Here is a 17,395-nt window from a genome sequence, read left to right as displayed (position 1 = left end):
CAATACGTGCCCCACAAAGTTTGTGGGGCCACATATATCATTTTTATTATGAACCGCATTTTTAAAGGTTTTGCTGTTATTGCTATGTTTTTCGCGGCTGATGCTCATGCCCAAAATTGTACTTATTGGCAGCAACATGTTGACTACTCGATGGAAGTGGCCATGAATGTAGACAATTATCAATACACAGGCACGCAGAAGTTGGTCTATACCAATAACTCACCCGATGAGATTTCGAGGGTCTATTATCACCTTTATTTCAATGCTTTTCAGCCTGGGAGTGAGATGGATGTTCGCTTGCAAAATATTGCCGATCCCGATGGCCGAATGATGACGGAAGACAAAAAAAGTAGAATATCTGCCCTATCTGATAAAGAGGTTGGTTATTTGCATACGAACTCGCTACTTCAAGATGGACAAAAAGTGAATTTTTCTGAAGAGGGAACCATTTTGGTAGTGGAATTGGCCAAACCGATTGCACCTGGTGCTAAGACTACATTTGACATGGTTTTTAGTGGCCAAGTCCCTTTACAAATACGTCGATCAGGTAGAAATAGCTCGGAAGGGGTTGCCCTTTCAATGAGTCAATGGTATCCTAAATTGGCGGAATACGATTTTGAAGGATGGCATGCAGATCCTTACATCGCACGTGAATTTCATGGTGTTTGGGGCGATTTTGATGTAAAGCTAACCATTGACAAAGATTACGTTGTGGGCGGAAGTGGATATTTGCAGAACCCACAAGAGGTAGGTCACGGTTATGAGGCACCCGAAACCAAAATTAAAAAGCAAAAGGGCAAAACATTGACCTGGCACTTTAAGGCTCCCAATGTTCATGACTTCATGTGGGCGGCAGATCCTGATTATCTGCACGATACCCTCAAAGTTGAAAACGGACCGGTATTGCACTTTTTGTACAAAGACAATAAAGAGATTACTGAAAACTGGAAAAAATTGCAGCCTAAAACGGCAGAACTGATGCAGTTCTTCAGCAAGAACATAGGCAAATACCCGTATGACCAATACTCTGTAATTCAGGGGGGCGATGGCGGTATGGAGTATGCCATGTCTACCTTGATAACGGGTGAACGCAAGTTCGAAAGTTTGGTCGGTGTTACGGCGCACGAAATGGCCCATTCATGGTTTCAACATATATTGGCTACAAACGAGTCAAAACACGAATGGATGGATGAAGGCTTTACCACCTTTATTTCAAATTTAGCTATGAACGAGGTGATGCAAGAAAACAAAGAGAACCCGTTTTTAGGCACTTATAAAGGCTACTACAATTTGGTCAATTCTGGAAGGGAACAGCCCCAATCGACGCATGCCGACAGGTATGATTTGAATTTTGCCTACGGCATAGCGGCATATAGTAAAGGTTCTATTTTTCTGTCACAACTGGGCTATGTCATTGGGCAAGACAAGCTAATGGAAACCGTTAGAAAGTATTATGAAGATTTCAAGTTCAAACATCCCGTTCCCAACGATATAAAAAGGGTGGCCGAAAAGGTATCGGGTATGGAACTTGATTGGTACCTGACCGATTGGACCCAAACGACCAATACCATTGACTATGGTATTACCGATGTAGCCTCAAATGACGGAAAAACGACCGTAAGCTTAGCGCGTAAAGGCCTTATGCCGATGCCTATAGACCTTTTGGTGGTATACGAAGATGGCACGCAAGAAACCTTTTATGCGCCCCTGCGTATGTTGCGTGGCGAAAAGGAAAATCCCTATCCGCAATTAAAAAGAACGGTTCTCGATGATTGGGCTTGGGCATACCCCAATTACAGTTTTACGATTGACCGACCCCTTGAAAATGTAAAGGCTATTGTAATCGACCCATCTCAACTAATGGCCGATGTCGATCAGACCGATAATGTTTGGCAAAGGGAGGGAGGAAACTAGCCTCTTTTCTTTAGCCACGGCATTCAAGCCGCAGAAAGCCTAGTCACCGTATATGGATTTTAGTTATCCAAAAAAAGAAAAGCTTAAAAGTCAAAAGTTGATTGAACAGCTTTTTGAACAGGGCAAGTCGGTCAAAGCTTATCCTATAAAGCTGTTTTACCTAAAAACCGAACTGAAAGAAGAGGTTAAAATACAGGCAGGGGTAGCCGTTCCAAAAAGAAATATCAAAGGGGCGGTTGACCGCAATAATATTAAACGATTGATGCGCGAAAGCTATCGGCTGAACAAACATCATGTTTTTAACAATAGTGAAGGCTCTTTTGCGTTTCTATTTTTATACCTTGGGAAAAAGATGACAAATTTCAAGGAAATGGAGCGTGCCATGATTAAAGCCATGCGCTATTTTCTTGAAGCGGAAAACCCATCTGACCGTTCTTTAGAATAGCCTCGAACTAGTCTAACGTAATGGTAGACCAAGAATTTGTGGGGCATGGTATTAAAGTTTGAATGCTCCATCCAATACCCAAACTAATTTATACTTCGAAAACTATCGTTCTGATGAAGTCATTTACGAAAAAGAGAATATTCATTCCCATTTTGGCCCTCTCGGTCTTTATTGTGGGAACAGGATTTGTTAAAAGTGATTTTTTCGAAATCGCTAAGCAAATTGAAATTTTTACGACCCTGTTCAAAGAATTGAACATGAACTACGTAGATGAAACGAACCCGGCGGAATTAATGGATACGGCCATCAAGAATATGCTTGACGACCTTGATCCGTATACGAAGTTCTTGAACGAACAAGATGTTGAAACCTACCGGATTAATAATGCCGGTGAATATTCGGGCATCGGTGCCCTCGTACGTTCGTATGATGACCGCTTATTGATTATGGAGCCCTATAAAGGCTATCCCGCTGATTTGGCAGGTTTGAAGGCTGGAGATGAGATATTGAAGATAGGAGATATCGATGTATCAAAATTTCATGATAATGCGAGCGAACTTTTAAAAGGAGCTAGCGATACTTCGGTCGAAGTTACCTTCAAAAGACAAGGCGAGACCAAGACAGCTACGATAACCCGTGGTGCAGTTGAGGTAGATGCTGTACCGTTCTTTAAAATGGTCGATAATCAAACTGGTTACATAGTACTTTCTAAATTCAATGCCAAAGCATCGGATCAGACTAAATCGGCTTTACAGGAATTAAAAGGTCAAGGTGCCAAGAAGATTATACTAGACCTGAGGGGCAACCCGGGAGGGTTGCTATCGGAAGCCATTAATGTGACCAACCTATTTGTAGATAAGGGTGAGTTGATTGTAACGACAAAGTCGAAAGTAAAAAAATTCAACCGTGAATACCGCACCAAAGATCAGCCGATCGATATGGAAATTCCGCTTGTCGTTCTGGTAAACGGAAGTAGCGCTTCGGCCAGTGAGATTGTTTCCGGAGGTCTGCAAGACCTCGACCGTGCGGTAATCATGGGCGCACGAAGCTTCGGCAAAGGGTTGGTACAACGCCCCTTGAAACTTACCTACGGCACACAGCTTAAGGTGACCATAAGCCGGTATTACACGCCATCTGGCAGATGTATTCAGTCTTTAGACTATTGGAACCGTGATGAAGATGGCAACGCTATTCAGAAGACCGTTTTTAATGACTTTACCACTCGCAATGGCCGCAAGGTTCAAGATGGGGGTGGGGTTCTGCCAGACCTCGAGATAGCATCAACAAAAGCGAACGAACTCACCACGGCTCTTTTGAACGATAATGTGATATTTGATTATGCTACTAACTACTATTATAATCACACACTAGACGGCATGGGCGATTTTAAGTTCACCGATAGTGACTACCAAGATTTTAAAGACTTCGTATCCAATAGTAATTTTTCTTTTGAGACCAAGACCGAGAAAACGTTAAAGGCGGCCATGACCGACCGTGAAGAAGTGATTTTTAATGACGCCATTGAAAATGATTTCAAAGCGTTATTGGCCGATATCGACAAGAGTAAGTTTGCCGCATTGGAAGAATATCAAAAGGAAATCAAAAGCAAGCTGGAAGACGAAATCGTTAAACGCTATTTCTACAGAGAAGGGCTTTACGATTATTACCTGACCCATGACGATGCCATAATCGCCGCTACGGCTCTCTTAGGCGACGAAAACAAGTATTTTGGTCTGTTGAAATAAAGGATTAAAGCACTTTCGCTTTTTCAACCTTGACTTCTTCCTGCTTTTCCGACTCTTCCATTTCCATGATGAGGTTGGCAATAAGGGCGGTCCACCCTGTTTGGTGAGATGCACCTAAACCTGTACCGTTATCCCCATCAAAAAACTCATAGAACAGATGTTGATTCTTAAAATGTTCGTTTTTCGAATAGAGTTTGTTCTTGTCGTCTGAATGGTACTGAAAGCGCCCATCGGCATTTCTTTCAAAAAGACGCATCAACCTTTTCGTTATTTCGTTGGCAATCTGGTTGAGGTTTAGCTTATTTCCCGACCCGGTAGGAAACTCATAAACATAAGTGGGCCCGTAGTAAGAGTAATATTTTCTCAAAGACTGTACAATCATGTAATTCAGAGGCATCCAGATAGGCCCGCGCCAGTTTGAATTACCGCCGAACATATTAGAGCGGCTTTCGCCCGGTTCATATTGTATGGAGTGATGCCCATGATGGTCAAAAACATACGGGTTATCCTTGTGGTATTTTGATAAAGAGCGAATACCATAGTCGGAAAGAAACTCGTCTTCGTCTAACATTCGCTTCAATAAATGCTCAAGCCGAAAGCCTCTCATAATTGAAAATAAATAGCTTCCGTTTTCATTTATTTCCTCAATTCTCGAAATCAAAGAAGCCAAATCGGGTCGGGTCGTAACTATTTTGGCCGCTCTGGTCTTAAATTCTTTCAGGTTCTCAAAAAGATTCTTATCCATGACCTCTACGGCAAACATCGGTATAATACCTACGAGCGACCGAACCTTCAGTCTATGTGATGTACCGCTTGACATTTCGACTACATCATAATAGAAATTATCCTTATCGTCCCAGAGCGAAATATCTTTTTGACCGATGTGGTGCATGGCCCAAGCAATGTTGAGAAAGTGACGAAAGAACTTGGCTGCCGATTCTTCATAGGCATCATTACCTTCCGCCAGTTCTAATGACATGCGAAGCATATTCAGGGTAAACATGGCCATCCAACTAGTCGCATCGGCCTGCTGCATACGTGTTATGCCTGGGGGCATATGGTTGCGATCAAAAACCCCAATGTTATCAAGACCTAAAAACCCGCCCTCAAAAAGGTCGGTACCGTGTTTGTCTTTTTGGTTGACCCACCAAGTAAAGTTGACCAAGAGTTTTTGGAAAGATTTTTCAAGAAAATCCCTATCGCCCTTTCCGGTTCGTTCTTTATCCTTTTCATAAACTGTCCATACCGCCCACGAATGTACAGGAGGGTTTACATCACTAAAATTCCACTCATATGCCGGAATTTGCCCATTGGGATGCATGTAACTCTCCCGGAGCACTAATAACAATTGTTCTTTGGCAAAATAAGGGTCTATTTCAACAAAGGAAGCCATATGAAAGGCAAGATCCCAAGCAGCGTACCAAGGATACTCCCATTTATCGGGCATCGAAATAATATGACGGTTGGTGAGATGCTGCCAACTAAAGTTTCTGGCGTTCGAGCGATAAGGTCTTGCTTCGCCGGGCCCACCGAACAGCCATTTAAATACATCGTAGTAATAGAATTGCTTTGTCCATAACAGTCCGGAGAAAGCCCTTTTAACTATATGCTTATGGGCTTCAGGCAACGATGTTTTAACGGTTTCATCGTAAAATGCCCGGCACTCACTTACTCTTTGCTCAAAGATTTTATCGAACTCGGCCCAAGGTTTTTCTACCCGTTTTTTAGACAAGCGGAATTTGATTGTTTTTTCTTGACCAGGGCGAAGCCTTAGCTTGTGCCATACGGCAAATTTTGAACCTGTTTTTTCAGGGTTGACCGCTTTTCTCTTTCTTTCGACCACTCGGTCGTTGATACCATCTTTAACAAAGGGTGTTTCATTTTCGACACCATATATTTTTTTGTTGTTCGTCTCATTTTCGCAGAACAACTGTTTGCCGCGCTGGTGGTACAAAAAGTACCTTCCATTTCTTGTGCTTCGCGATTCGGCTGTGGTGAGCCCCGTTGAGGTGATGGCCGGCCTTGAAAAGCGCTGGTTGTGTTTCCAGAAATTGCGAAACCAGAGTTGGGGCAGTACATGTATATTGGCAGCTTTATGACCACGGTTTACTACGGTCACTTTCATTAAAATATCATCAACGTCTGCCTTGGCGTACTCAATGATACAATCAAAATAAGAGCTGAAGTTAAAGCAGTTGGTATCGAGCAACTCGAATTCAGGCTCATGACGGCTGCGCTGGTTTTTGGCGACCAAGTCTCCATAAGGGAATTCTTTATGGGGGTACTTATAGAGATATTTACAATACGAATGTGTTGGCGACGATTCTTGATGAAAATATAATTCTTTAACGTCTTCACCGTGGTTGCCCTGGTTATTGGTCAGGCCAAAAAGTCTTTCTTTAATGATAGGATCCTTGCCGTTCCAAAAGGCAGGTGCCAAACAAAGAATTTCACGCGCGTCACAAAACCCTGCAATACCTTCTTCACCCCAGCGGTAAGCATTACTTCTTGCCTTTTCGTGGTCAACAAAATCCCAAGCGTGGCCATATTCACTATAGTCTTCGCGAACAGTGCCCCACTGTCTTTCGGCTAGGTAGGGCCCCCACTTTTTCCAATTTCTATAGTTGTCCGAGATGGCCAACCTTTGTGCCTCTATGCCCTTCTGCAACATGTATTCTTGGTTTTATTGATTTGATGGTTTCGGCATATTGATGCCCCATGGCGATAAGTAATAGTAAAAGTACTTTATAATCCGATTGATTTAAAGGTGTTGCCCCCTTTGGCTCAATGAATTATCATATCGGGAAAACAATTGTGCATTATTTATAAATATTGCAGTTGCATCGATAAATAATAAAAACTTTTGAAGAAACAAAAACGATAATTCAGCATTTTACATGGCAGTTTTCATCATTTAGGGCTAATTAAGCTTAATTTTTCACTAAAAGCTTGATAAATTTCCATACAATACGGGCAAGATTCTTTACGAAGGTCGCTTTCAAACTTTGTAGTTTTATCACAGAAATACTTACCGAAACAGAACTTCATTCCAAACCAGTTTAGCAATCCTATCAAATGAAAAAGTTAATCGCCTTATTGATATTTTCAAGTTTATCTACAGTTGCGTTTTCACAAGAACATAATCATGGTCAAGGCGCTCATAGCCATTACGGTTCGTTAGATACTATTTTAGACCACAAGCTAATTTTTCCATCGAGAACTCCTGACCGTATTATTACCAACCTTACCGTTGACCCGGCCCGTAGCTTTGCGGTCAATTGGCGCACCAACCAAGAAGTGGCTGAGGGCTTTGTAGAAATAGCCAAGGCCACTGATGGACCAGAATTTCTTTTAGAGGGAGTAAAGAAAATCAAGGCAACTTCAGAACTATTCGAAAATCAAAACCGGAGGGAACCCCTTGTCAAGGCCACTTATCATTCCATCGTAATTGACAGACTCGAAGCGGAGACCACTTACGCCTACAGAGTTGGAAATGGAGCGGATGACAATGGATACTGGAGCGAATGGTTTCAATTTACAACCGCCAGTGCCAAAGGTGATAAACCGTTTAGCTTCATCTATTTTGGCGATGCCCAGAACAATGTCAAGTCTTTATGGTCCCGAGTTATACGCAATTCATATAGGCAATACCCCAACGTTGATTTTATGTTGCACGCAGGCGACCTGATCAATGACAGAGATGCCAATATGGAATGGGGTGAGTGGTTCTACGCAGGTAGCTTTATTCATGCCACCGTACCCAGTATTATGACCCCGGGCAACCATGAATACAGAGACGGGGTACTATCCTCACTATGGCGGCCTCAGTTTACACTGCCAGAAAATGGACCAACAGAGGCTTTAAAAGAAACGTGCTATGCCGTTGAATATGAGAATATGAAACTTATTTCGATAGATGCCGAAGGCTTCGATGAGCATGAAGAAGCCCGAACCGCTCAAGTGAAATGGCTCGATTCGGTGTTAAAAAACAATACCAAAAAATGGACGGCAATCACCATGCACTATCCTATTTTTTCAACAGCAAAAGGAAGGGACAATAAAGAACTACGAGATGCATTAAAACCGTTAATTGACAAGTACGGGGTTGATTTGGTTTTGCAAGGCCATGACCATACCTATGCTCGTGGATATGAAAAAAATGAAGGTCAAGGGCTAACGGTAGTAAAAGATGCCGGAACGGTATATGCCGTGTCGGTCAGCGGACCGAAAATGTATGAATCTCAAGACCAAGGCTGGATGGTGCGCCGCGGCGAATACACACAGCTGTTTCAGATCATTACGGTATCTCAAGACACAATAACCTATGGTGCCTATACACCGATGGGCTCTTTGTACGATGCCTTCGACCTAATCAAAAAGAACGGTAAAAAAACATTGATCAACAAGGTGCCAGATAGCGATATTCGACTAAGAAAGGATTTCGTGAAAGAAAATTGATTGCCCTAAAAATTCCGTAACTTTCTCGTTGAAATATTCGGAATGCACGAATCAACTTTTGAGGCAAAATTACTTTTAGACACCCGAAGTGTTCTGGGTGAGGGCCCGGTTTGGGATTGGCAACGGCAAACACTTTATTGGGTAGATATCGAGGGAAAATACCTTCATCAATTGGTGCTCGAAACTAATGAACACCACTTCTGGCAACTGCCTTCAATGACAGGTGCCGCTATTCCAGAAATTACCGGAAATATCTTGCTGGCCCTTGAAGACGGGTTGGCTAGTTTTCAGGTAGCAAACAAAGACTTTAGAAAGCACGGCATTTTAAAGAATGAAGATTCTAAAATGCGTTACAACGACGGTAAAGTAGGTCCGAACGGTGATTTCTATATCGGAAGCATGCACAAAGAATTTGACCCTGAGAGCGGCAATCTGTACAAAGTAACTTCTAAAGGGCAAGTTTCTGTTGCTATTCCTAATACCACTATTTCAAACGGAATGGCGTGGACGGCCGATAAAAAGACTTTTTACTTTAGTGATACCGAAAATTATCGCATTGACAGATACGACTTTGATATAGATTCGGGAAATTTAAAAAATCGAAAGACCGCTTTTAATATACCAAAGGAGTTGGGCGGGGCAGACGGCATGTGTATCGATTCTGAAGATATGTTATGGATTGCCCATTGGGGCGGAGCTTGTATTCGACAATGGAACCCCAGAACCGGAGAAATCATTCAAAAGATTGAAGTTGCTGCGCCCCATGTAACCTCTTGTTGTTTCGGCGGTAAAAACCTAGACACACTTTACATAACTACGGCGAGAAGCGGGTTGAGCGAAGAACAACTTGAAAAACACCCTCAAAGTGGCGGTCTGTTTACTTTCAAACCAGGTGTTACGGGTACGCTGATTACCTATTTTAAAGAATTATAATGGCTTATTCAGGAATTAAAGGAAAAACGGCCATCGTTACCGGTGGAGGCGAAGGTATAGGTTATGCCATTGCGGAGGCACTTGTTAAAAATGGGGCCAATGTAGTTCTAAACGACCTTGACCCAGAGTTATCAAAAAAGGCTGCAAAAGAAATTGATCAAATTCATCCGGGAAATTGTAAATCTTTTGCGGGCGATGCCGGTTCTATTAAAACAATTGATGAAATAATTGATTTTGCCGTGAACTCTTTTGGTGATATTCATTTCGTTGTGCCAAACGCGGGTATAACGCTGTTTGGCGACTTTTTAAAGTTTACTCCTGAATCATTTAATAAAGTAGTAGAGCTGAACCTTCAAGGAGCCTTTTTTCTTGTTCAAAAAGCCGTTCTCAAAATGATTGAAAAGGGGCATAGCGGTAAGGTGGTTCTCTTGTCTTCGCAAGTGGGTATTAGGGCGTACCGCAACCTGACCACCTATGCCATGACCAAGGCGGCATTGCGTATGATGGCCGTGAACCTTGCCTATGAACTGGATCAACATCATATCAATATCAATGTAATTGCTCCAGGGGCCACACTTACCGAACGCACAAAATTAGAGCAGCCTGATTATGAAGGTATTTGGGGTAGGTTGAACCCCAATGGTAGAGTGGGCAAACCTGAAGATATCGCCCATACATGTCTTTTTTTACTTTCTGGGGAGGCCGACCATATCAATGGCCAGACCATCTCTGTTGATGGTGGATGGACTACCGCCGGGAAATATCCTGAGGATCTTAATTAGTTTTTATGGGACTAAAGAATGTTCATCACATTGCCATTATTTGTTCCGATTACCAAAAATCGAAAGATTTTTACACGACTATTTTAGGGTTGGAAGTTATTAGAGAAGTCTATCGAAAAGAAAGAGATTCATTTAAATTGGATTTAGCTCTAAATGGGCAATATATCATCGAACTGTTTTCCTTTCCTGAACCTCCAAAAAGACCGTCTAGGCCAGAGGCGTTAGGGCTAAGGCATTTGGCTTTCGAGGTTGCCAACGTCGCGCAAGAAAAAGAACGTTTGCAGCAACTTGGTGTTGAAGTCGAGGCTATTCGCGTCGATGAATTTACAGGAAAACGCTTTACTTTTTTTGCTGACCCAGATGACCTTCCCATAGAGTTGTATGAGGGTTCTGAATCTATGGCCTAAACAAGCGCTTATCAAAAGAAAAAAGTTCGGAGTACAAGACCTTAATTTTGCCGATATCTGAATGAACAGGGTTGATCAAGAAATTATAATCTCCTTGTACAATGGCCGAAGGTACTTTTAAAACGAGGTTTTTGCTCGACTTTATAAATTTATCTCCCTCTTCTTGAGTAAATGATGTTGGTGGATGGGTTTTCCAATTTTTGCCCTGTAATTTTTTTTCAGGATAGGGTAGTACTAGCTCATCGGGTATTTCGATGGCGGTCAAATAATAGTCTTTGGGTACGAGTTTTAAAGTTAAGTGTACGGCTACTTCCAAATTGGCCAGAGCCCGAGATTGCGAAGTGTATACCATTCGCACCCCTTTACTGTTCCAACGGCCACCAAATTTTTCGGCCCCGATTCCCGAAAGGTCGTTTTTATACTTCTCCTTTCCCAACCGATAAACAATCATGCCAATACCCCATGTTCTAGGCGGCCAAGCTCATCTTTCACCATGTGTATGCCAATGCTGGTATCTAAGAGTTCTTTGGGTTTAATACCCCCAAGGGCTATACTTTCTGAGCCCAACCACTCAAAAAAGTCTTCGTTAGTACCAAAAACCGATTTGCCATAATTAAGCAATTGAAAGATGGAAAGTATTCTTTCGCTTTGTTCTTGACGAAATATCTTGTTTTCTTCTCGGTGCCTTTCTAGGGTTCTAACTGAAATATTCAGAAAATTGGCCCACTCTTGTGAACTAAAGGAAGACGCGTTTAAAACCTTTGCAAAATCACTGTACGGTATACCCTCTCTGACCAATTTGATAAGTAAATAAGACCGCTTATCGTCGTTCCAGTCATAAGAGAACTCCCCGTTTTTGGTTTCAAACAATTTTAACGCAGTTGCCATGAAAAGCTTTTTATTAAAAATAAAACATTTGTCGCAAAAATAACGACAAAATTACGTTAAAATTGCTTTTACGAAGCTAGTTCTTCAAGTTTTTAAGCTTGATATTTCTAAAATCAATGGGCTGGCCCTCACTTTGCAAAGCAATCATACCCTGTGTTAGAGGGGTGCCGTTTACTTTATATTTTGGGTCGTAACGATTGGCCACATCACCGCCCACACGGGGCTTGGTGTATTCCAAGACTTTCTCGCTGTTGATAATGTGTTGTACCAGAGAGTCGCCATAAACAATCAATTCTGCTTTTACCCATTGGTCTCCGTATAGGGTTTCGGAAGTAGAATTCAAGCAGTGGCCGGGGTATTGCTCTCCTTGAAAATCTATTTCCGTTCCTGGGCTGCACATATTTCCGGTCGGGCGTTCCACCCCTTCCTCAATTCCTGCCAAAAACTGCATTTCTACGGAAATAGGCCAATCCTGTTCCTTTAACATGGTGCGAGGGTCTTGGGAGTGGTACATTACACCGCTGTTCAATTGCGTATATGATGGGGCCCCAGGATGTAACTCCCCCACAAAACGATACTCCATTGAAAGATGAAAATGAGAATAAGGGGTGTCAAAGTACAAGTGCCCAAAACGATCATTGAAATCACCTTCGTATTGGTCGTATCTCACCTTGATGATACCATCTTCGGCCCTAAAGGTATCCCCATGGTTATCACCTGTTTCGTAATGGTGAATCTTTGTGGTCCACCCTTCTAAATTTTTACCATTGAAAAGATCGATCCATCCGTCATCCGACGTGTTTTTTTGAACCCCGCAAGCGAGTAGAATAAAGCCAACAAAGGTAAAGAGGGTAAGTAACAGTCTAATTTTCATAAATTTTATTTTAAAGGATGGGTTTAGGGGCTATACCTTGAAATAAATTCGGTGTTTGTCTAAAAAGTAAGTAATGTACCAAAAGATAAAAAGTACCACAAGCGAATTTATCACCATAATTAGGGATTCTGAAACACCTAGAGGACTCAAAAGACCTGCTGTCCAGATTTTTCCAAAACCTCGAAACCACTGAACTCCCACGGTCTCGGCAAAAAGATAGATAAATATAGAGTTCGTGCCCACAACAGCGAAAATTTTTAGCCAATCATAATGTTTATTTCTCACATCGATTGCCCAATAGAAAAGTGTGAGGGTCAAAATGGCGAAGCCGCCCGATGCCAAAGTAAAAGATGTGGTGGCGATTCGTTTTACAATAGGGGTTACACCGGTGAGGTCAAGAGCGAAGCCAATAACAAGAATGGCCGTACCCCATATTAGAAAATGCTTTATTTTTTCTTTTTCAGGAATGTGTTCCAACAACAATTTTCCACAAATAACGCCCCAAATAGTGTGTGCAGCGGTCGGAATGAAGTTCACGAACACCCAATAACCCCCATTCACCTGGCCCATTACCAATCTATCCATAAAAGACCCAAAGCTTTCATGGCCCTGAGCGTATGGGGCACTTGGGTCATAGGCCCTATAGAGTATCTCGGTCAAAAGTAACAAACCGATAGATACACCAATTTGAACCTTGTTGGGCAGGTGCATAATGGCGTAGGCTATTAAAATGGTAAAGGCCAGTTGTACCAAAACATTCCAGAGTTCCCAGACAAGTTCGTGGCTATAAACACAATGAAGTAGCACCCCAAAGGCAAACAATAAAAAGCAGCGCCGGAAAATGTGCTGGTTAACCCTTTTGCGGTCTCCTTGAGAAAGACGTTTTCTGAGTGAAAAAGGCATTGCTACCCCTACGATGAACATAAAAAAAGGTTGAATCAAATCCCAAAAGCGCAAGCCGTTCCAAGGGTGATGGTGTAGTTGGTGGGCCAAGCCCTCGAACACCGAACCCTCGGCCCATTCCGAAAAATATTGATGAAACCCAGCGGCTTCGGCAATAAGCAAAAACATGGTCAATCCTCTAAAAACATCCAATGAAAATAGACGTTTCGATACATTCTCTGCCAATTGCGACATGATCGGTGGTTTGTTGGTTGATTCTTCTAAAGTATAGAAAATTTACTAGTTCGTTTGGATCTGCTTTTACCAGCTCCAATAAATTTTCAAACGTTCATCAAAGTATTCATTTCATCTGTAAGATTTTTACATCGCCCAAAAGTCCGGAAGGCAATAATTCTTCACCACCTCTATAAAATGGCATAGTCGTAAACGTAATTCTTTGGGCAGGCTCTTTTACAGCATCACCGATCAAGCGGTTGACCCATGTATTTGTGACTTTAACTTCTAAAGTATTATCTCCTGATTTTAAGGCATCACTTATATCAATAGTAAAAGGAGTTTTCCAAAGAGTACCAATAGCATTGCCATTAACGCTGACCTCTGCTATATTCTTAACTTCTCCTAAATCTAAGGTGTATTTAGCACCGTCCTCGATATTTGATATCGAGAAGGTATTGCTGTAAGTCGCCGTACCTGAGAAGTGCTTGATGCCCTCTTCCTCCTGATCCGTCCACGAAACGAGGTCTTCAAAAACTTTAGAGGAAGGAGCCCCTCTATTCCCCTGAAAGGCTACTTGCCAGGGCCCATTGATTTCAGCAATGGTTTCAGAATCCGTTTCGGGAACTGAAAAAGAGTTTTGATCGGTCTCATCTATAAACAAGATGAAAAAAGCATCCCAAGGGGTATAATCCAAATCGATCCAAGTCTGATTCTCCGATGTCGAATAGCCAATATCCAAAACTTCCCCTGTTTGCGGATTCCATTTTTGAGGTTTTTTACCAGTTACCCTAAAGCCCAACTTTGATTTAATAGCTTGGGCACTGCGGTTATTAAGCCAGTAAATATGACTGTCTCCGGTAGCACGATGACGAAAACGAATATCATGATCCGTTTCTGAAAAATCAACATCGGGAACTTGATCAAGAGCCACGTTGGCACCTACGTTGGGTTTTGACCATATTTTTTCGGCCATTTTCTGAAAAGCCCTATCATCGTCTGATAAACTAGGGCTTTCAAGTGGTTTTTTACCTTTGATCTTGATACCTGCATCGGCTAATTCTTTTAATTTCTGCAAAGTGGATAGGGTCATTCTTTGCGTACCCTCATCTAACATTAGCATGGCATAAGTAACCCCACTTTCCGCTTTAAGGTGACCATCGGAACCCGTTATGGCTTCTTTTAGAATGGTAGCGCTTACAAAATCGAACTCATGGCCCTTGGGCACATCAGGAAGACTTTGCTGCGTAATTCGTGTTATATTATCATTTTCGCCATATAGGTAGAGAACATCGGCAACATTTTGGCCCTGTTGTAAAAGATAGGAGCTTCTACCAAGATAATCGATCCAAGCCTTGGCACCCGCACCCGACCATGTTTCTTGTCTGGTAAAGTATTGACCAAAAGGGCCCAATGAGAAACCGGGCATTTTATCGTCTAAAGGCTGGTGAACAGAGGTATGGATTACAAATCGGTTGAGACCGGAAGCCATTTCAAGATCGGCAGTACGCTTCAGTTTTTCTGGATGCCAAGAAAATGCATTTTGAATAGAGGTCATCGACTCGGCGGCTACAAAAGGCTTTCCGAAAATATTGGCTACTGACGCCGACTCGCGAATATCGCCTTCGCTGCGTACTTCCTCATCGGAACCACCGGCAAGGCTTCCGGGCGTCCACATGGCAGACATGGGTATATCAGCATTGCGTTTAACATCCATTCCGTCCGCTAAAAAAATACGTCCGTTCTCATGGCTTTCGGTATATCGGCCCATGTTTCTTTTGTGCAGTTCTTCTCCGATAACATCATAATGATTGTCGGAAATCATTTCGCCGATAGTCTTTCTAAAGTCCCAAAGAAATTTCTCGCTATCCTCGGCACTTTGCACCACCCTACCCAAAAGTACCGGCATCCATGGCAGTATGTCGTAACCTCTTCTTTTTTTGAATTCATCGGGAAAATTATGCGTCCAGTTCATATGCCCGGCTTCATAGCTATCGAGTATAACATGGCTAAGACCTTTTTCGCCCATTTGACCACCCGTTGCTTCTTTATACAGATCCAAATAATGATTGATGTACCTACGAACCGCATCCTCATCAAGTTTGTCTACTTCAAGGCCTGTTGCTTCCGGTGAGGCAGGGTGATTTTGTCTCCCGGTAAGGGAATATCCAAACCGAACGATTTTCCACTTTCCTTCAGGCACCTCCCAACTCAACGAACCATCTTCACCAAGTTGTGAAGTCAAATCGATAACCTCTTCTTTCTTTATGGCATTGCCGGTAGTGTGAGTCGGCACGTCTGTTTCTACCCATGCGCTAAAACCGGCCTTATTTTCGAACTGATCTATACGGTCAGCTTGGTAAAGAACAAATTCGGCTACCGGAACACCATCGGGTTTGGTAGGCATCGGAGCACCGAACAAGGCACTTAACCCTGGAGGTGACGGAGGTAGAGTCTCATAAGCAAAGCGCCAGTATTTGGCAGTTTCTTCCTTAAAGCTACCTGAAGTCTGCGGAACGAGCGAGCCTGGAATATCGGTTACCTTTCGAAAGTCTTTACCGTCATCGCTGACATATAAACTTCGGTTTTGAGGGCTTCCCCTAAACTGCTCCAAGGCATTGTGGTTGGCCCCAACAACCGAATAACTACGAAAGGTTACGGGCCGATCGAACGAATATTGAATCCATATCTCTTCGCCTACTTCACCTGGCGGCAATTCAGTAGCTGTATGCAAGTCGCCATCGGTGAGGGTTTTTAAAGAGAATTTTCCGCCACTTGATGTAACCTTGGGCATGAGTTCTGCCATTGTTTGCTCATCATCAGGTATGCGAAAGGCAAAAGCAGCTGCATCGCCATAAAATTCGGGCAGTTCTTGATGCTCTTCACTCATTTCAATGCCCCCTTCAGAGGGTACATTTTGAAACCCGCCTGTCTCGGTCGGGGGCTTAGGTAAGGTACCCTTAAAATTTTGACCGCCTTGTACCGTTATTTCTGACCAGACGTATTTTTTCATGCCATCTTTAGCTTCTACCCAAGGCCCTCCGGTTTCACTCCAGCCCGGGGATCCTGCGATGGCCATTTCCAATCCTTTTTCTATTGCTAAATCAGTGGTGTATTTAAAGGCGTCTTGCCATTCAGGTGTCATGAACACCAGCTTTTTATCGGTCACCAATGGTGTAAATAGGTTGGCATCAAAATTTTGGAAGCCTCCGATACCCGTTTCGGTCATCCAGTTCAAGTCGTTCTTGATGCCTTCTTTGGTAATGTTGCCATTCATCCAATGCCACCAGACTCGGGGCTTTGCTTCATTGGGGGGATTTTGAAAGTTTTTGGCCAATTCTTCTTTATTAAAAGATGGCTTTGGTGGTTCTTGCGCACAACCGATGAGCAGCATACAAATTAACAAGCCAATAAACAACGATGCCTTGGTATTCATAGTCTTTAGTGTTAGTTAGAGATTTCAGGTATTATGCTGTGGGGAAGTAACAGCCTATAACAAGAATAATTCTTTTGCCAATCTTATCCATACTGTACTGTCCTGTAGCAGATAAGCGCTATGTGAAAAACAATCGCTAGAATCTTGACAATAGATAATGATGGCTAATAAAAAGGAGTGTGTAGCGGAAGAAAAATCAATTAGAAAAGGAAGACTTAAAAATTTAAATAACCATACCGAACGGTATTTGTTAATACGGCCACCAGAAGAAATAGCCAACCGCCAGAACAACGAAGATGATTATACCAAAGCACCCTACGAAAAAGCAGCTTTTAAAAACGTCTTGGGTTCGAACGACCTCTTCTTTCATAGGGGGAAGATAAAGCAACCAAATTAA

14 protein-coding genes are annotated in these 17,395 nt (G+C 42.6%); 8 read left to right on the top strand and 6 right to left on the bottom strand.

Annotation, left to right across the window (positions count from 1 at the left end):
• The first annotated feature begins 48 nt into the window (after positions 1-48).
• From D1013_RS00850 to D1013_RS00840, 3 genes are all read left to right on the top strand, one after another.
• On the top strand, positions 49-1,914 hold the full coding sequence (locus D1013_RS00850; RefSeq protein ID WP_121847084.1) for a M1 family metallopeptidase: 1,866 nt from the start codon (positions 49-51) through the stop codon (positions 1,912-1,914).
• Between the two features lie 52 nt (positions 1,915-1,966).
• Positions 1,967-2,359 (top strand): ribonuclease P protein component, encoded by a 393-nt coding sequence (gene rnpA, locus D1013_RS00845; RefSeq protein ID WP_121847083.1) that lies wholly within the window; start codon positions 1,967-1,969, stop codon positions 2,357-2,359.
• Positions 2,360-2,472: 113 nt separating this feature from the next.
• Positions 2,473-4,104, top strand: a complete 1,632-nt coding sequence (locus D1013_RS00840) for a S41 family peptidase (RefSeq protein WP_121847082.1) — start codon at positions 2,473-2,475, stop codon at positions 4,102-4,104.
• Between the two features lie 4 nt (positions 4,105-4,108).
• Here the strand turns inward: D1013_RS00840 and D1013_RS00835 are convergent, their stop codons facing one another.
• Entirely contained in the window at positions 4,109-6,775 is a 2,667-nt protein-coding gene (locus tag D1013_RS00835) for an MGH1-like glycoside hydrolase domain-containing protein (RefSeq protein ID WP_121847081.1), read from the bottom strand.
• Positions 6,776-7,179: 404 nt separating this feature from the next.
• On the opposite strand from D1013_RS00835, the gene D1013_RS00830 reads away from it, so the two are divergent.
• The 4 genes from D1013_RS00830 to gloA2 are packed head-to-tail and all read left to right on the top strand — an operon-like array spanning position 7,180 to position 10,684.
• Entirely contained in the window at positions 7,180-8,562 is a 1,383-nt protein-coding gene (locus D1013_RS00830) for a purple acid phosphatase family protein (protein ID WP_121847080.1), read from the top strand.
• A 42-nt stretch (positions 8,563-8,604) separates the two neighbouring features.
• Positions 8,605-9,495 (top strand): SMP-30/gluconolactonase/LRE family protein, encoded by an 891-nt coding sequence (locus D1013_RS00825; RefSeq protein ID WP_121847079.1) that lies wholly within the window; start codon positions 8,605-8,607, stop codon positions 9,493-9,495.
• Positions 9,495-10,277, top strand: coding sequence for an SDR family NAD(P)-dependent oxidoreductase (locus D1013_RS00820; RefSeq protein ID WP_121847078.1), 783 nt, complete (start codon positions 9,495-9,497; stop codon positions 10,275-10,277). The genes D1013_RS00825 and D1013_RS00820 overlap by 1 nt, the downstream gene beginning before the upstream one ends.
• Positions 10,278-10,282: 5 nt before the next feature.
• Positions 10,283-10,684, top strand: a complete 402-nt coding sequence (gloA2, locus tag D1013_RS00815; RefSeq protein WP_121847077.1) for an SMU1112c/YaeR family gloxylase I-like metalloprotein — start codon at positions 10,283-10,285, stop codon at positions 10,682-10,684.
• On the opposite strand, the gene D1013_RS00810 is transcribed toward gloA2, so the two are convergent.
• From D1013_RS00810 to D1013_RS00790, 5 genes are all read right to left on the bottom strand, one after another.
• A complete protein-coding gene (locus D1013_RS00810; protein ID WP_121847076.1) occupies positions 10,674-11,135 on the bottom strand; it encodes an RES family NAD+ phosphorylase in 462 nt (153 codons plus the stop codon). The two genes, gloA2 and D1013_RS00810, sit on opposite strands and share 11 nt — an antisense overlap.
• Entirely contained in the window at positions 11,132-11,572 is a 441-nt protein-coding gene (gene parS, locus D1013_RS00805) for an Xre family toxin-antitoxin system antitoxin (protein ID WP_121847075.1), read from the bottom strand. The genes D1013_RS00810 and parS overlap by 4 nt, the downstream gene beginning before the upstream one ends.
• Positions 11,573-11,648: 76 nt before the next feature.
• Positions 11,649-12,446: a 3-keto-disaccharide hydrolase gene (locus D1013_RS00800; protein WP_121847074.1), complete on the bottom strand. Its 798-nt coding sequence runs from the start codon at positions 12,444-12,446 to the stop codon at positions 11,649-11,651.
• Between the two features lie 30 nt (positions 12,447-12,476).
• Positions 12,477-13,583 (bottom strand): acyltransferase family protein, encoded by a 1,107-nt coding sequence (locus D1013_RS00795; protein WP_121847073.1) that lies wholly within the window; start codon positions 13,581-13,583, stop codon positions 12,477-12,479.
• Between the two features lie 106 nt (positions 13,584-13,689).
• Entirely contained in the window at positions 13,690-16,998 is a 3,309-nt protein-coding gene (locus D1013_RS00790; protein WP_121847072.1) for a glycosyl hydrolase, read from the bottom strand.
• Positions 16,999-17,155: 157 nt separating this feature from the next.
• On the opposite strand from D1013_RS00790, the gene D1013_RS00785 reads away from it, so the two are divergent.
• Positions 17,156-17,395, top strand: a complete 240-nt coding sequence (locus D1013_RS00785; protein WP_121847071.1) for a hypothetical protein — start codon at positions 17,156-17,158, stop codon at positions 17,393-17,395.

Source organism: Euzebyella marina, from assembly GCF_003687485.1.
GTDB classification, from domain to species: Bacteria; Bacteroidota; Bacteroidia; order Flavobacteriales; family Flavobacteriaceae; genus Euzebyella; species Euzebyella marina.
The sequence above is the reverse complement of the archived record's forward strand: the minus strand, read 5'-3'. Positions and strand labels throughout refer to the sequence as shown.

Excerpts from the sequence above, each read along its gene's own strand:
- D1013_RS00850 (WP_121847084.1), top strand. The coding sequence starts at position 49 with ATGAACCGCATTTTTAAAGGTTTTGCTGTTATTGCTATGTTTTTCGCG.
- rnpA (WP_121847083.1), top strand. The coding sequence starts at position 1,967 with ATGGATTTTAGTTATCCAAAAAAAGAAAAGCTTAAAAGTCAAAAGTTG.
- D1013_RS00840 (WP_121847082.1), top strand. The coding sequence starts at position 2,473 with ATGAAGTCATTTACGAAAAAGAGAATATTCATTCCCATTTTGGCCCTC.
- D1013_RS00835 (WP_121847081.1), bottom strand. The coding sequence starts at position 6,775 with ATGTTGCAGAAGGGCATAGAGGCACAAAGGTTGGCCATCTCGGACAAC.
- D1013_RS00830 (WP_121847080.1), top strand. The coding sequence starts at position 7,180 with ATGAAAAAGTTAATCGCCTTATTGATATTTTCAAGTTTATCTACAGTT.
- D1013_RS00825 (WP_121847079.1), top strand. The coding sequence starts at position 8,605 with ATGCACGAATCAACTTTTGAGGCAAAATTACTTTTAGACACCCGAAGT.
- D1013_RS00820 (WP_121847078.1), top strand. The coding sequence starts at position 9,495 with ATGGCTTATTCAGGAATTAAAGGAAAAACGGCCATCGTTACCGGTGGA.
- gloA2 (WP_121847077.1), top strand. The coding sequence starts at position 10,283 with ATGGGACTAAAGAATGTTCATCACATTGCCATTATTTGTTCCGATTAC.
- D1013_RS00810 (WP_121847076.1), bottom strand. The coding sequence starts at position 11,135 with ATGATTGTTTATCGGTTGGGAAAGGAGAAGTATAAAAACGACCTTTCG.
- parS (WP_121847075.1), bottom strand. The coding sequence starts at position 11,572 with ATGGCAACTGCGTTAAAATTGTTTGAAACCAAAAACGGGGAGTTCTCT.
- D1013_RS00800 (WP_121847074.1), bottom strand. The coding sequence starts at position 12,446 with ATGAAAATTAGACTGTTACTTACCCTCTTTACCTTTGTTGGCTTTATT.
- D1013_RS00795 (WP_121847073.1), bottom strand. The coding sequence starts at position 13,583 with ATGTCGCAATTGGCAGAGAATGTATCGAAACGTCTATTTTCATTGGAT.
- D1013_RS00790 (WP_121847072.1), bottom strand. The coding sequence starts at position 16,998 with ATGAATACCAAGGCATCGTTGTTTATTGGCTTGTTAATTTGTATGCTG.
- D1013_RS00785 (WP_121847071.1), top strand. The coding sequence starts at position 17,156 with ATGATGGCTAATAAAAAGGAGTGTGTAGCGGAAGAAAAATCAATTAGA.